The 12,724-nt window shown below is 53.6% G+C and carries 15 protein-coding genes; 8 read left to right on the top strand and 7 right to left on the bottom strand.

Going from position 1 to position 12,724, the window contains the following annotated elements; translation table 11 throughout:
* Window positions 1-21: 21 nt before the first annotated feature.
* On the bottom strand, window positions 22-1,647 hold the full coding sequence (locus tag MHI43_RS30620; RefSeq protein ID WP_036659597.1) for an alkaline phosphatase PhoX: 1,626 nt from the start codon (window positions 1,645-1,647) through the stop codon (window positions 22-24).
* Window positions 1,648-2,230: 583 nt separating this feature from the next.
* On the opposite strand from MHI43_RS30620, the gene MHI43_RS30615 reads away from it, so the two are divergent.
* A complete protein-coding gene (locus MHI43_RS30615; protein ID WP_341283203.1) occupies window positions 2,231-2,383 on the top strand; it encodes a hypothetical protein in 153 nt (50 codons plus the stop codon).
* A gap of 44 nt (window positions 2,384-2,427) precedes the next feature.
* On the opposite strand, the gene MHI43_RS30610 is transcribed toward MHI43_RS30615, so the two are convergent.
* Window positions 2,428-3,279 (bottom strand): ligase, encoded by an 852-nt coding sequence (locus MHI43_RS30610; protein ID WP_051425262.1) that lies wholly within the window; start codon window positions 3,277-3,279, stop codon window positions 2,428-2,430.
* 252 nt (window positions 3,280-3,531) lie between these two features.
* On the opposite strand from MHI43_RS30610, the gene cysK reads away from it, so the two are divergent.
* On the top strand, window positions 3,532-4,446 hold the full coding sequence (cysK, locus tag MHI43_RS30605) for a cysteine synthase A (protein WP_036659312.1): 915 nt from the start codon (window positions 3,532-3,534) through the stop codon (window positions 4,444-4,446).
* Between the two features lie 17 nt (window positions 4,447-4,463).
* On the opposite strand, the gene MHI43_RS30600 is transcribed toward cysK, so the two are convergent.
* Together MHI43_RS30600 and MHI43_RS30595 are read right to left on the bottom strand one after the other, a co-directional pair.
* The gene (locus tag MHI43_RS30600) at window positions 4,464-5,018 is read right to left on the bottom strand and encodes a DNA topology modulation protein FlaR (protein ID WP_015737857.1); all 555 of its coding nucleotides are present in this window, start codon (window positions 5,016-5,018) and stop codon (window positions 4,464-4,466) included.
* Between the two features lie 83 nt (window positions 5,019-5,101).
* Window positions 5,102-6,271: an epoxide hydrolase family protein gene (locus tag MHI43_RS30595; RefSeq protein ID WP_036659310.1), complete on the bottom strand. Its 1,170-nt coding sequence runs from the start codon at window positions 6,269-6,271 to the stop codon at window positions 5,102-5,104.
* Between the two features lie 191 nt (window positions 6,272-6,462).
* On the opposite strand from MHI43_RS30595, the gene MHI43_RS30590 reads away from it, so the two are divergent.
* From MHI43_RS30590 to MHI43_RS30570, 5 genes are all read left to right on the top strand, one after another.
* Window positions 6,463-7,020 (top strand): CGNR zinc finger domain-containing protein, encoded by a 558-nt coding sequence (locus tag MHI43_RS30590; RefSeq protein WP_036659309.1) that lies wholly within the window; start codon window positions 6,463-6,465, stop codon window positions 7,018-7,020.
* A 262-nt stretch (window positions 7,021-7,282) separates the two neighbouring features.
* Window positions 7,283-7,714: a YciI family protein gene (locus MHI43_RS30585; RefSeq protein ID WP_009590355.1), complete on the top strand. Its 432-nt coding sequence runs from the start codon at window positions 7,283-7,285 to the stop codon at window positions 7,712-7,714.
* Window positions 7,714-8,976 (top strand): RNA polymerase sigma factor, encoded by a 1,263-nt coding sequence (locus MHI43_RS30580; protein ID WP_036659308.1) that lies wholly within the window; start codon window positions 7,714-7,716, stop codon window positions 8,974-8,976. Before MHI43_RS30585 ends, MHI43_RS30580 begins: the two co-directional genes overlap by 1 nt.
* Window positions 8,977-9,100: 124 nt before the next feature.
* A complete protein-coding gene (locus MHI43_RS30575; RefSeq protein WP_036659307.1) occupies window positions 9,101-9,499 on the top strand; it encodes a VOC family protein in 399 nt (132 codons plus the stop codon).
* Between the two features lie 89 nt (window positions 9,500-9,588).
* Complete coding sequence (locus MHI43_RS30570; protein WP_036659305.1) at window positions 9,589-9,930, top strand: DUF1801 domain-containing protein; 342 nt, start codon at window positions 9,589-9,591, stop codon at window positions 9,928-9,930.
* Window positions 9,931-10,027: 97 nt separating this feature from the next.
* Here the strand turns inward: MHI43_RS30570 and MHI43_RS30565 are convergent, their stop codons facing one another.
* Window positions 10,028-10,159, bottom strand: coding sequence for a DUF4023 domain-containing protein (locus MHI43_RS30565; RefSeq protein ID WP_009590359.1), 132 nt, complete (start codon window positions 10,157-10,159; stop codon window positions 10,028-10,030).
* A gap of 139 nt (window positions 10,160-10,298) precedes the next feature.
* Between MHI43_RS30565 and MHI43_RS30560 the strand changes: the two genes are divergently transcribed.
* Window positions 10,299-10,757 (top strand): hypothetical protein, encoded by a 459-nt coding sequence (locus tag MHI43_RS30560; RefSeq protein ID WP_036659303.1) that lies wholly within the window; start codon window positions 10,299-10,301, stop codon window positions 10,755-10,757.
* A gap of 165 nt (window positions 10,758-10,922) precedes the next feature.
* On the opposite strand, the gene MHI43_RS30555 is transcribed toward MHI43_RS30560, so the two are convergent.
* Together MHI43_RS30555 and MHI43_RS30550 are read right to left on the bottom strand one after the other, a co-directional pair.
* Window positions 10,923-11,228 (bottom strand): antibiotic biosynthesis monooxygenase, encoded by a 306-nt coding sequence (locus MHI43_RS30555; protein WP_036659302.1) that lies wholly within the window; start codon window positions 11,226-11,228, stop codon window positions 10,923-10,925.
* Window positions 11,229-11,375: 147 nt separating this feature from the next.
* Window positions 11,376-12,605 carry a DUF418 domain-containing protein gene (locus MHI43_RS30550; RefSeq protein ID WP_036659593.1) on the bottom strand — a complete coding sequence of 410 codons (1,230 nt, stop codon included), beginning with the start codon at window positions 12,603-12,605 and terminating at the stop codon, window positions 11,376-11,378.
* Window positions 12,606-12,724: the final 119 nt, after the last annotated feature.

Genomic DNA, 12,724 nt, shown 5'->3' with positions numbered 1-12,724 from the left:
CCTCGCTCCTTTCGATTGGTATTATTCCAGTTTGAAGCCGCTAATCGCCACGACCGCGCAGCGTGCCATCTTTTCGCCGGAGCGGTGAGGCCATGTACTGGTTGGTTTGCTGAGGTCTTCCGTATTCTCGCCCGGGTGTTGAACGGACAGGAAGAGCGTCTGCTCGTCGGGAGTGAAGAAAGGACCTGTAAGCTCGGACTCTACCGGTCCGGAAGCGAATTGCAGCGCAACTCCTTGTTCCGGCCCGCTGGTTGGAATCACGAACAGTCCGTTGTTCATAAAGGATTTATGAACGCCTTTGTTCTGGCTGCTGCTGGAGATGTCCGTCACGACCCACAGGTCGCCGTTCGAGTCGAACGCCAGGTTGTCCGGCGAGCTGAAGCCGGATTGGCGTCCGCCGGCAGCAAAGATCTCAAAGTCGAACTCCATGGCGGCCAGATCGTTGCCCGCTTCAAAGATACGCGTGATATGACCGTGGATGTTGCCGTGATTGTCGTTGTTCGTATGGCAGACAAACACGGTGTTGTCGAACGGCGAGATTTCGATGTCTTCCGGACGGTCCGTCGGCGTTCCGCCGACAAGACGGGCAGCTTCCTGACAGTAAGTCACCACATCGCCTTGGGACTTGAATTTGGCCTGGAGCTCTTTATCTTCTGCAGTGGCCTTGGCTACGGCTTCAAGGGTGACCGGCTGCCACTTACCCGATTTCAGGTTGGCAACGTACAGGGTTCCGTCTTCCAGAAGCGCAGAGTTGGCGCGCCCTTTGCTCTTATCGTATTTGTGCTTGCTGATGAATTTATAGACGCAGGCATCCTTCTTGTCGTCGCCCATATAGACAACGACCCGGCCGTCTGCGGCAAGGCCCATGGCGGTGTTCTCATGATTGAATCTGCCGAGGGCGGTGTGCTTCTTCAAGAAGGATTTATCGAACGGGTCCACCTCGACGACCCAGCCGTAGTGCGTATCCGGCAGGTTCGAGACTGCAGCCGTGTCTTCGAAATTCTCTTCGCAGGACAAAACCGTGTTCCACAGCGTTACGCCGCCGGAGCAGTTGGCAAACGTGCCGGTCGCCGTCGTGGCGCCTTTCAGGGCAGGGATGCCCTTGGCCGGACCGGTGATGTCGAATTTGCTGAAGCCGTTGATGCGGCGGGCATGGGTGGAGGTGGTGTCCATTTTCCATACGCCCTTCTCGTCGCGGTATACCTCAATGACCGACATGCCTTGGTAATACAGGTTTTTATGGATTTGATCCGCCGTCATTTTCCCGTCCTTCACAGGTCCGATCGAGAAGATGGTGGAATACTCATGATTGTTGACCAGGAGGCCGCGGACATTGGAGCCCTTGAGCGGGAAAAATGCGTTGTAATCGCAGCCGGAGCCGAATTTTTCGCCAGCCGGATTGATTACGTCGTCGAATGCCGCAATGACATCATATTTAAAATTTTTAGGCAGGACGAGCTGGTCTGCTTTGGTTGGTTCGATTGGCTCGAAGTAGCCGCTGACCCGATTCGTTTTGAATCCGAACAGATGATTTGCGGTTCCGGACATGGCGGAGGCCTTTCCTTCCAATACGCCTAAGCCAGCGGAAGCGGCTGCCAATGCGGTTGCGCCCGTACCCAGATAAGACAGAAACGTTTTGCGATCCATCGTTTTATTCAAGCTTATCCACCCCTAATGTATAAATTGCCATCAGGACAAGTTTATAGGGGAAATGTTATGGGAATATCATCGGTGAATGGTGGAAATGTAAAAATGAAGTAAATTAGGTATGGTGCACGATTCTAGCTTTAATAACTTGGCCTAACTACCAGTTGATGGTGCCAAAATGAACAGATTCAGTTATTTGGGCTTTAGGGTGAATTGATGGATTAAATTGATGGATTGTGTGGGTCGACCGACCGTCCGACCGATTTGTAACGATTAACCTACTGTGTCGAACGGATAGAATGAATCGAAGGACGCGAATGGATTGATGGACGTATTGTATCGATAGGGCGAGGTTTGTTTGTCCGCGGAATACCAGGCGCTGCATGAGCGTGTTGACTGTTGTAATGATTTGAGGACAGAGGTTCCGCTATTACGTCTCGATTGGTTGGTTTGGGGTTAAATGAGGACACCAGATCCGTTATTACATAGAATATGGCTGTTAATCGTGGTATTTATAGTAGATAGCGGATTCTGAGTCCGGAAGTACGGGGAAAGTTGCTTTTTTTTCGAAATAACGGATCTAGTGTCCATTAGTTTGTTTATTCGTCTCTTTGGATATCTGCAAGAACTGCAAGAACTGCAAGAACTGCAAGAACTGCAAGAACTGCAAGAACTGCAAGAACTGCAAGAACTGTTGCGTGCTTCCGGCAGTACTGCAATACAAGCGGAGTTATAAACCATATAGACTGATTAATCAGCTTATATGGTTCTTTATTATGTTTAATTAAGGTTATACCGCTGACGCATCTGATCAGCCATAATGCGGATATCCTCGGCCCCAGGCATCGTAAACCTGGAAGCCGCTTCGGCAAAATCCTTGCCTGCCTGCCATCCTCGAATGACCCCTTTAACGGCTGCGGTGAATTGACGCACCGCGTCGAAGCCGATGCCGATGTTGGTCAGTTCCTCGAGGCTCGCGGTGCTGTCAGCTTCTACTAGAGGATAATGCTTGGGATCGGCTCCCTCAGCTGCGATATCATAGAAGGAACGAACCAGCCGGGCGCGTTCGCTGCCCGAACCTTCGGCAATGATAAAAGCCTGGATAATGAAGGCTCTCCGCTGCCGCCGCTGTGCAATGCCGCAAAATTTGAGGCCGCCGATGCTGAGATCAAACGTACCGGGGCAGAAAGCGCCGGCAATTTCGCCGGTATCGACGTTTTGGCCCGTACCGTGGAGGGCTTCCCGGATCAGCTCCACCATAATTTCAAAGTCCTGATGGAAATCAGGCGCCGGTCCGGCGGAGGCAAAGGGGAGGATGAGGGAGAGGTTCACCACGCCCGCGTCCAAGGGTACCGCGGCACCGCCCGAATGGCGAACGGCGGTGTCATAGCCGAGGTAACGAAGGTGGGCCTCCCCTTGCAGCGCCTGGGGCAGGCGGCTGTCGCGCACGCCCATGACAAAGGCGCGCGGATGCCGCCACAGATGGCAGATTGCGGGCCGGCCTTCTCCGGTCAGCCTGCATAAAAGCTCGTCCAGCGCAAAATGATACAGCACGTCCTGATGCGCTAAATTATCGGTCCGGTCAAGCAGCAGGACGGGTTGGTCTTCTGGTAGTATCAGCGGAATGTTCACGCTTGTTGCGCCTCCTTAATAGGGAAAGGGTAAAGTAAAGCCCGATCAAATCTTGTTCCATGAACAGCATACCATAAATTCATGTTCTTCCTGATATCGCAAGAAAAACTTCATCTAACCGCGGTCTGTCATCTGCGAATGTACGTCGATCAACGTTTTTGTTATAATCCGAGTAAGCTTATTGTCTTTATGAGTCATATGGTATAACGGAGAATGACTTCACTTCATATATAAAAGGAGAAGATCAACATCATGGAGATCTATAATAGTGTGGTTGATATGATCGGCCAGACGCCAATGGTGAAACTTCGGCGGCTAGTGCCAGTAGGATCAGCCGACGTCTATGTAAAGCTTGAGAGATTCAATCCTTCCGGCAGCGTGAAGGACCGTGCGGCCTACAATCTGATTCATACCGCGGAGGAGCAGGGCCTGCTCCAACCGGGGGGCACCATTATCGAGCCGACGAGCGGGAATACCGGCATCGGCTTGGCGATGATTGCAGCCGCCAAGGGCTATCGGGCCATCTTGATTATGCCGGACAACATGTCCAAGGAACGGATTAATATCTTGAAGGCCTACGGTGCGGAGGTCGTGCTGACACCGAGCAGCGAACGCATGCCGGGCTCGATTGCCAAGGCGCTCGAGCTTAGGGAGCAGATTCCGGGCAGCTTCATTCCGCAGCAGTTCGAGAATGCGGCCAACCCGGACATTCACAGGGTGACGACAGCACCGGAAATAATGGAACAGATGGAAGGGCGGCTGGACGCCTTCGTGGCGACGGCGGGAACGGGCGGCACCGTAACCGGAACCGGGGAAGAGCTGAGGAAGTCTTTGCCGAACCTCCATATCGCGGTGGTCGAGCCGCAGGGCTCGCCTGTGCTCTCCGGCGGACAGCCGGGACCGCACAAGCTCGTGGGCACAAGCCCGGGCTTCGTACCAAAGATCCTGAATACAAGCGTATATGACGAGATTATCCAGATCGCCGACGAGGATGCATTGCAGACCGCTCGGAATTTGGCCCGCAAGGAAGGAATACTGGTAGGCCCATCCTCCGGCGCATCGGTATTCGCGGCCCTTCGCGTAGCGAAGCGGCTGGGGGAAGGGAAGCGGGTTGTCTGCATTGCCCCGGATACGGGAGAACGGTATCTCAGCATGGATATTTTCTAAGCGGGAAGGACCTCCGGTTAACCGGAGGTCCTTTCTTGGTGTTCTATGGAGGGCATCCGCTGCTTAAGCTCCTGCATGAGTTGTTCATGGCTCCTCACGACGACCACTTTGCCGGGATAATCCGCAAGCGTGTCCTGGATCTGATATCTGCCCTCCCGCTGATAGGAGGCGCTCCAATCGAACATTTTTTTGAGCATGTCCCAAGTAGGAGTATAGTGCGCTTGTTCAAGTCGCAGTCGTTGCTTGATGAACCTTGTGATGATCCGGTAGGTTATGGTGGAGTAGGACGGGTTCAGAAAAACGATGAGATCCGCATGGCGGAAGCTGGGGCTGACCCATTTCAGATGAGCGCCCTCGATGATCCAGCCATTCGTGTTCACGATGCTTAGCAATAGCGCGTCCCGATCCGCCTCACTCCTCCTGATATCGTCCGGCTGGGCCCGCTCCCATAAGACATTGTCGAGCTCGTAATAAGGGAGATTAAACTGGGCGGACAGCTTCCGGGCAAGCGTTGTCTTGCCGCTGCCGACGGAGCCGATAATATGGATCCGGTTCGGGATCTTAGTGTCCATAAGAGATCACCGCATTCATGAGAAATGGTAGTTAATCATTTCGGTACCGGAGCGGGGATGTCCTTGTTTCGTTAGTCGTAAAATTATAGTGCCTCCTGCGGCGTATCGCAAATCTGCTTGAAGAAGGCTGTGATTTGCTCGGCAATCCAGGAGGGTTGTTCCGCGGCAATGAAATGCCCACCCGCATTCAGGTCCTTCCAGTGGATCACATTCGGAAATATCCGCTCCACGAATGTCCGGGGCGGACGCTCATTCCGCTGAGCGGTTAAGGTGACTCCGTGCGGTACAGGCGAAAACTCTTCGGGCCCCGGCCATCTCGTATGCTTGCCTTCATAATAATAACGGTTCGAGGCATTGATGTTCTGGGTCAGCCAGTAAATGGAGACGTTGGCCATGAGCTGCTCCTTGCTGAAATGCTGCAAGACGTTATCATCCTCGGGAGAGGTCCAGTAGTGCCATTTTTCCAGAATGAACGCGGCCAGCGCTACGGGCGAATCATGCAAACCATAGGCCGCGGTCTGCGGACGTGTGCCCAGGATATGGGCGTAAGCGCCCTCCTCGCGTTCCCATTGCTTCTGATATTCGAGGAACGCGGTCTCCTCGTCGGACAGCGTGGAAGACGAATCCGCATAGGGACTTGGGTTCCCAGGCGAGGTGGTATGATAGCCGATGAACCGGTCGGGATGGTCAAGACACATAAGTCCGAGGATGCTGGCACCGATATCGTAGCCATGTGCGCCGAATCGTTCATAACCAAGCCCTGTCATTAATTTCATGAGCAGTTCCCCGGCCTGACGGTCCTCAAAGCCCGGACGCAGAGGAATGCCGGAGAACCCATGGCCCGGGATAGACGGTATGACAACGTCAAAGGAAATTTCCGCATGACCGCCGAATTGCCCAGGATTCATAAGATATGGGATAAGTTCCAGCATTTCATAGAAGGAGCTCGGCCAACCATGAGCAATGAGGAGCGGGACGGAGTGTTCGCCGCTGCCTTTGATATGTATAAAGTGAATATCGATTCCATCGATTTGGGCGATATAATTCGGATAAGCCTGAATGGAGCGCCGGAAGGCTCCCCAATCGAATTCATGCCTCCAGTAGGCGACCATGTCCTTCATGAAATCAAGGGGGATGCCATAATTCCAATTTCCGCCGGGGATTTCGTCAGGCCACCGGGTCATGTCCAGGCGCCGATATAAATCGTCGATTTCGGCGGACTCGATTTGAAAAGAAAACGGTTGGATATTCATTCGCTTCACCTCTTAGGAAGAATGGGAGTCTGGTATACTGATACCAGCAGACTTGCAGCAGAATAGATAAAAATGGAGCAGGGGTGCTTTCTTTTAATGTGATGACCATTAAAATATTATAAATGGTTAGCTAACCGATAAATACACTTTACTGGTTTGTTATAGGGAAATCAATAGGAGGTTTGTTTGTTGTGGGAAATGAATTTGAGCAGCTCGAAATCATCGCCGATTTTATCAACACCCATGATAAACGGATGCGGTATGAGGGGGACCCGGGTTTGGAGCTGCTTTCTACCGTGGACGATCTGCGTACATGGCTGTTAAAAAACGGCTTTATTCTGAAACAGGACGCCGTATCCGAAGAGGATCTGGCTTTGGCCCGCGATCTGCGGGGCGGCTTAAGGGCAGCCATTCCGAATAATATACATGACCACAAGGAAGCTAGCTTCCAAGCGTTAAACCGTGCAGCCGGCCGATTCCGGTTCGCCTATAGCTTCAGTGAAGCCTCTGACGCCATTGAGCCAGTGGATGCACAAGGAAGAGGGGGCTTGGCCCGGCTGCTGATTCTGGTATTCCGGCTTCGTGAGAACAACGTGTGGAACAGATTGAGAGTGTGCACAGCCGCGGATTGCCAGTGGGTATTCGTTGACCGCTCCAGGCCGGGAACGGGCAAGTGGTGCTCAATGAAGGCCTGCGGCAATCGGGCAAAAAATAAGACGTATCGGGAGCGGGCGAAGTCCATGGGATGAACTGCCTGCCATAGGAACGGGCTTGGATAAGGATCATCGCCCCTCCATCGACCAATCAAGCGTTTGTCTTGATCGGTCTTTTTTTCGTGGAGCCGAATGTTTTCAACAGGAATACACGGTCCTATAACGAAATGGTTGTTACCTATTATTTTTTTTATTGAAAAATGTGAAGCGTTTGTCGATTAGGGGAAACTCTATTCGTTGGTTAAACATAGGACGAAAAATTTAAGCGAAAGCAACGACAACCAGGAGGGGAAGAAACATGAGATTTATGATGATCGTGAAAGCAACCGAGGATTCCGAGGCAGGCGTGCTGCCAAGCGCAGAGCAATTGGATGCCATGATGAGGTACAACATGGAGCTGGCGAGGGCGGGCGTGCTGCTTGCTGCGGATGGGCTCCATCCAAGCTCGGGCGCCATCCGGATTTCTTATCCGGAGCCGGGAGGCAAGCCGAAAATCACCGATGGTCCCTTTACGGAAGCGAAGGAACTGATCGCGGGGTACACCTTGATCGAAGTGAAAACGAGAGAAGAGGCGATCGAGTGGGCCAAACGCATGCCCGATCCGCACGGCTTCGGCGCGGGGCAGATCGAGCTCCGTCAGGTATTCGAACCGACAGAGCTGACGCAGGACCCGGAAGCGCAGGCCAAACAATATGAAATGCGCGAACACATCCAAAGGCAGAATCCGTAATGTCGGCGGCCGATACCCATCGTACGATCGAGGCCATCTGGAGAATCGAATCTTCCAAAATCATTGGCTACCTGACCCGGATGGTCCGTGACATCGGCCTCGCCGAGGATCTGGCTCAGGATGCGCTCATTGCAGCGCTGGAACGATGGCCGAATGACGGAATACCGGATAACCCCGGCGGATGGCTTATGACCGCGGCAAAGCGCAAAGCGCTGGACCTGCTGCGCCGGAATAAGGTGCGCGATCGGAAGTATGAGCTGTTGGGACGCGAAATGGATTCCCGGATGGATTCGGAAATGGAGGTGCCGGAGGCGGGAGAAGTGAACGACGATCTTCTGCGGCTGATCTTTATGACCTGCCATCCGGTTCTGTCCCCCGAGGCCCGCGTAGCCCTGACGCTGCGTCTGCTCGGCGGGTTGACGACAGCGGAGATCGCCCGCGCTTATCTTGTGCCGGAACCGACGATCGCGCAGCGAATCGTTCGTGCCAAACGGACGCTGTCCGCGACCCGGGTTGCATTCGAGATTCCCCAGGGAACCGAACTGAAGCAGCGATTAGCATCAGTCCTCGAGGTCATCTACCTCATGTTTAATGAGGGATACGCCGCCTCATCGGGCAGCCAGTGGATTCGTCCGCTGCTGTGCCAGGAAGCGCTTCGGATCGGACGGGTGCTGGCGGAGATCGCGCCGACGGAGGCCGAGGTGCACGGATTGGTCGCGTTGATGGAATTTCAGTCCTCCCGGTTCAAGTCACGGGTCAATGCGCAGGGCGAACCTGTGCTGCTCATGGACCAGAATCGGGCATTATGGGATTATTTATTGATCCGGCGCGGTTTTGCCGCTCTGGAGCGAATCGAGCGGTTGGGTGGAATGACCGGTCCTTACGCTATTCAGGCAGCCATCTCCGCATGTCATGCCGGTGCGCCCAGTGCCGAAGAGACCGACTGGATTCGGATCTCCGCGCTGTACGAGGCATTGGCGCAGGTTTCTCCCTCGCCGATCGTGGAATTGAACCGGGCCGTGGCCCTCTCCATGGCTTTCGGCCCGGAGATCGGGCTTGAGATCGTGGACGTTTTGCGAAGCGAGCCTGCCTTGAAGGGGTATCATCTTCTCCCGAGCGTGAGGGGTGACTTGCTCTTTAAGCTGGGTCGCCTGGACGAAGCCTGCGCGGAGTTCAAGCTGGCCGCATCGCTGACGGATAATCAGAGGGAACGGGCGTTGCTCCTTGATCGTGCGGCAGAATGCCTGCGAGCGGCCCCTTGAGATACGCTTTGGCAGCATTTTATAAAAAAATCCGAAAAAAATGTGAAAGTCGTGTCGATTACGTCAAATCCCGTTCGTCATTAAGATATAAAACAAAAAAAATCGAACCGAGAGGAAGATGAACATGCAAGCACAAATGGTACCTTTTATTATTTCCGAGGATGCAAGAGGCCAGGCCGAATTCTATATGCAGGCGATTGGCGGAGAGATCGGTTTATTGACTACATTCAAAGACATGCCGGGAATACCCGAAGCCCATCAGGATAAAGTCATGCATATGTCGTTAACGCTGGCCGGCGGCAATCAGCTGATTCTCTCCGACGCTTTTCAAGAAACCGGCAAGAGCACGAACATGGGGCTGGCCATCACGTTTGATAACGAGGAAGACGCCCGCGCTGCTTACCGCCATCTCAGCGACGGGGGGACCGAGAAGTATCCTTTTGCCCTGCAGCCTTGGGGAGCCTATTACGGCGAGGTGGTAGACCGGTACGGCATGACTTGGCAGATGGTTCATCAGGCCTAAGCACTAGAGCTGCCGGAAGCAGCAATCCGAAACGGAAATCCATATACATTTGAAAAATACCATACTACGATACAGAAGGAGCCAATAAGATGAATCAAGAGGTAACGGATTACATGGCAGCCATCAGCGATACCTGGAAGGTCGAAGTCAGCGAGAGGCTTCGGGAGCTCGTGCACAATACGATCCCGGACGTCGCGGAACGGCTTCAATATAAAAAACCGCATTTTCTGAAAAATGGAAAATACGCGGCGGTGATCAGCGTCGCGAAGAGCGCCGTGAGCTTTACGATTTTCAATGCGGAAGGGCTGGAATGGCCCGAGACGCTGTTCGAGGGGCCGCCTGAGCGGAAGACCATCAAAATATCGGCCGGGCAGCAGGTCGACTATGCTACACTGGCTTCCTTGCTGAAGCAGGCTTCCGAAGGCCTGTAATCCATATGTAGCAAGAGGTGCGACACGGGTAACAATACCGCGGGAGCGCCCCGGCATCTAAAGCCGCGATCCTAGGAGGATCGCGGTAAACGTCATTCTATTTCTTGGTGCCGTGCTGTTTGGTTGGCAGCTTGTCGCTTGGCGTTCCTTTGCCGTGATTCTCTTTGTTGCGACGGGCTTTCTCCGCGTTCTCGTTCATTTTTTCCACGAAATCATGCGTGCTTTCCATAGGATATAGACTCCTTTCATATAGAATGTTGCTTGCCTGATCGTGCTTAATATAACCATTTCGTTGTGATCCTATTTGAAGATTTTGAAGACTCTGAACGGGTAGGGATTGTGAGATTTTCGTATTGGGGGGATGAAGGATGTCCAGTAAACTCGTGTTGATCATGGTGGGAATGCTCGTTGTTCTGGGTATCGCCGGCTGCAGCGGAATTAACGAGGATACCGGATCCGCGGACCAACGACTGTATTCGGTCAAGAAACTGATGAAGCTGGACGCAGCGAAGGTAAAAGCCATTCAAGTCGTGTATGGGGATGGCACGCGGATGGTGCTCGACCAGGAACAGGACATTGAGCCGATCATGAAGCGGGTGGATGCCCTTCAAGCCAAACGGATGGCGGGTAACGAGGAACCGGGGTTTCTGTTCTTTATGGATGTCGTGCAGGGCGAGCAGCAGATTCGCGTGGCTAGCGAGTTTGAGGTGGATGGGGAGTCGTATATATTGGCAGGCCCGGAGCTGCCCGAACTGAACGCGTACATGGTGGAGCTGGGACGCTCCCATAACCCCGAATTGCTGCCGGGATTAACGTTTAACGAATAACTTCCCCGTGGGGAGCTTTGCCGCGAATCCGTCAGCTTGCGGAATGGATGCCAAACGGTCAATTATACGCAAAAAAAAGATCCAGCCGGGCCAATGCCCGGGCTGCATCTTGTTCGCAGGGGTCTAAAGACAGCCTGAATCCGGCTGCCGGATCCAACGTCTCGCTTACTTCTTGTGACTGATCAGCAGCTCGTATTTGTTCAAGGATGCACCCAAAATATTCTCGTTGCGGCCCTGACCGTGGGATTGCCGGAACGATTCGCTGGAAGTCCAGCGCTTGAACGCCTCCTCGTCTTCCCATACCGTAGAGATCTTCAGTTCCTCGGCCTCTGCGCCTTCCTTGGCTTCATGCCATACTTCCATCCGCACGAATCCTTCAATCTCCTGAACGCCCTTCGCTTCAGCGAAGCGCTGCGCGATTTCTTGTCCGAAGCCCGGTTTGACCTTGATCGAGTTTGTAACAACCAGCATATACGTGATCCTCCTTCGGTTTATGAGCGGAATAATTCCCGACATGTCTTGTTCTTTCTTGTACGTCCATTATACATGAACGAAAGAACCGATTTCATCTCAGGGGACCGGGATAACCCTGGCTTCATGCCCGAAGAGAAGGAAAACTCAGGTCGCGGGGGGACCTTCAGCAGGGAGCTCTGCCGCAGGTACGGCGGAAGCCGGGGCGGCCGCTTTAGGTTTTGCCCTTCCGCTCCACGACCAGTAGGTGCCTATACGGAGCAGCCGTTCAACCGGTCCGCTGCGGAACCGTTTCAACCAGAGCAGGCTGGCCGTTGCCAGTACGGCATAGATGAGGATCGCCAGCAGCGCTCCCTGCAGCACGCCGAGTTTGCCGAACATGCCCAATCCGAAACCGTAAAATATCAATACGCATACAACGCTTTGCGTCAGATAGTTCGTTAACGACATTCGCCCCACCGCTTCGAACGCCCGGATCACCACCGATTGTTTGGACGAGAAGGCGTATAAGGACGCGAACAGGTGGAGATACCCTAGCGCGAGCAGGGGGCCGCCGAGCATCATCAGGACGCCGCTCCAGTTGTTCGTGGATTCGAGCATAACGCCTGCGGTTTTCAGTCCAAGCCCGACCGGAATGAGCAGCGACCATCTTAAATACAGCTTGATCTCCATGGACGGATGGAGGAAGCGCCCGCGTTTCGCGGCGACCATGCCAAACAGGAACATCGGCGCGCTCATGAGAGGGGCAATCAGGATCACCAGCAGCATCAGCCAGTCCGGGAGGTCGATGGGCATTTCCTCGGTTGACCGGAAGTTTAGGATCTCGCTATACGTGCCGCTGCCGTAGACTTCGATGGACTGCTTCACATAGTTCTCCATGCGCTCCGCTTCGCCTGCCGCAGGCTCCATGGAGCCGTACCCCAAGACGGCCATCAGCGCGAGCAAGAGAATGCCCCAGATCAAAATCGTTTTGGCCTTCCGTTTCACAAACAGCACCAGGAAGAGGCCGATCCCCCCATAGAACAGCAGAATATCGCCTTCCCAGATGAATATGGAATGCAGCAGGCCGAGTACGATCAGAAGAACCGACCTGCGGAAGAAGCTGCGTCCGTATTTAAGCCCCTTGCCGATCAGGCTTTCCCGCATCTTGATCATGCTGTAGCCGAACAGGAACGTAAAGATAGGCATGAAGCTGCCCTCTACGAATACCTTGAGCATGTCATGGCTGATCAGGTCCAGCGTGGAAGGCTGGAAGAAATGCAGCTCGTCTTTGCCGAACATGCCGTACTGGAAAATAAGCATATTGGCCATCAGGATGCCGAGCAAGCTCAAGCCGCGAATCGCATCCACGGCGGTCGAACGTTTATTTGAATTCATGTCAATCACCTCTGACACCAAGTATAAAGCTCCAAACGAAATAACTCGGAAACGGCATCCTAACTTTTTCTTAACACTTCCAGCATTTGTTTAACTCCTGTTAAGGTTGCTGTGCTAGC

This window comes from Paenibacillus sp. FSL H8-0457, assembly GCF_038051935.1.
Classification (GTDB): Bacteria; Bacillota; Bacilli; order Paenibacillales; family Paenibacillaceae; genus Paenibacillus_AQ; species Paenibacillus_AQ lautus_A.
This window is presented reverse-complemented; position numbering and strand designations above follow the sequence as displayed.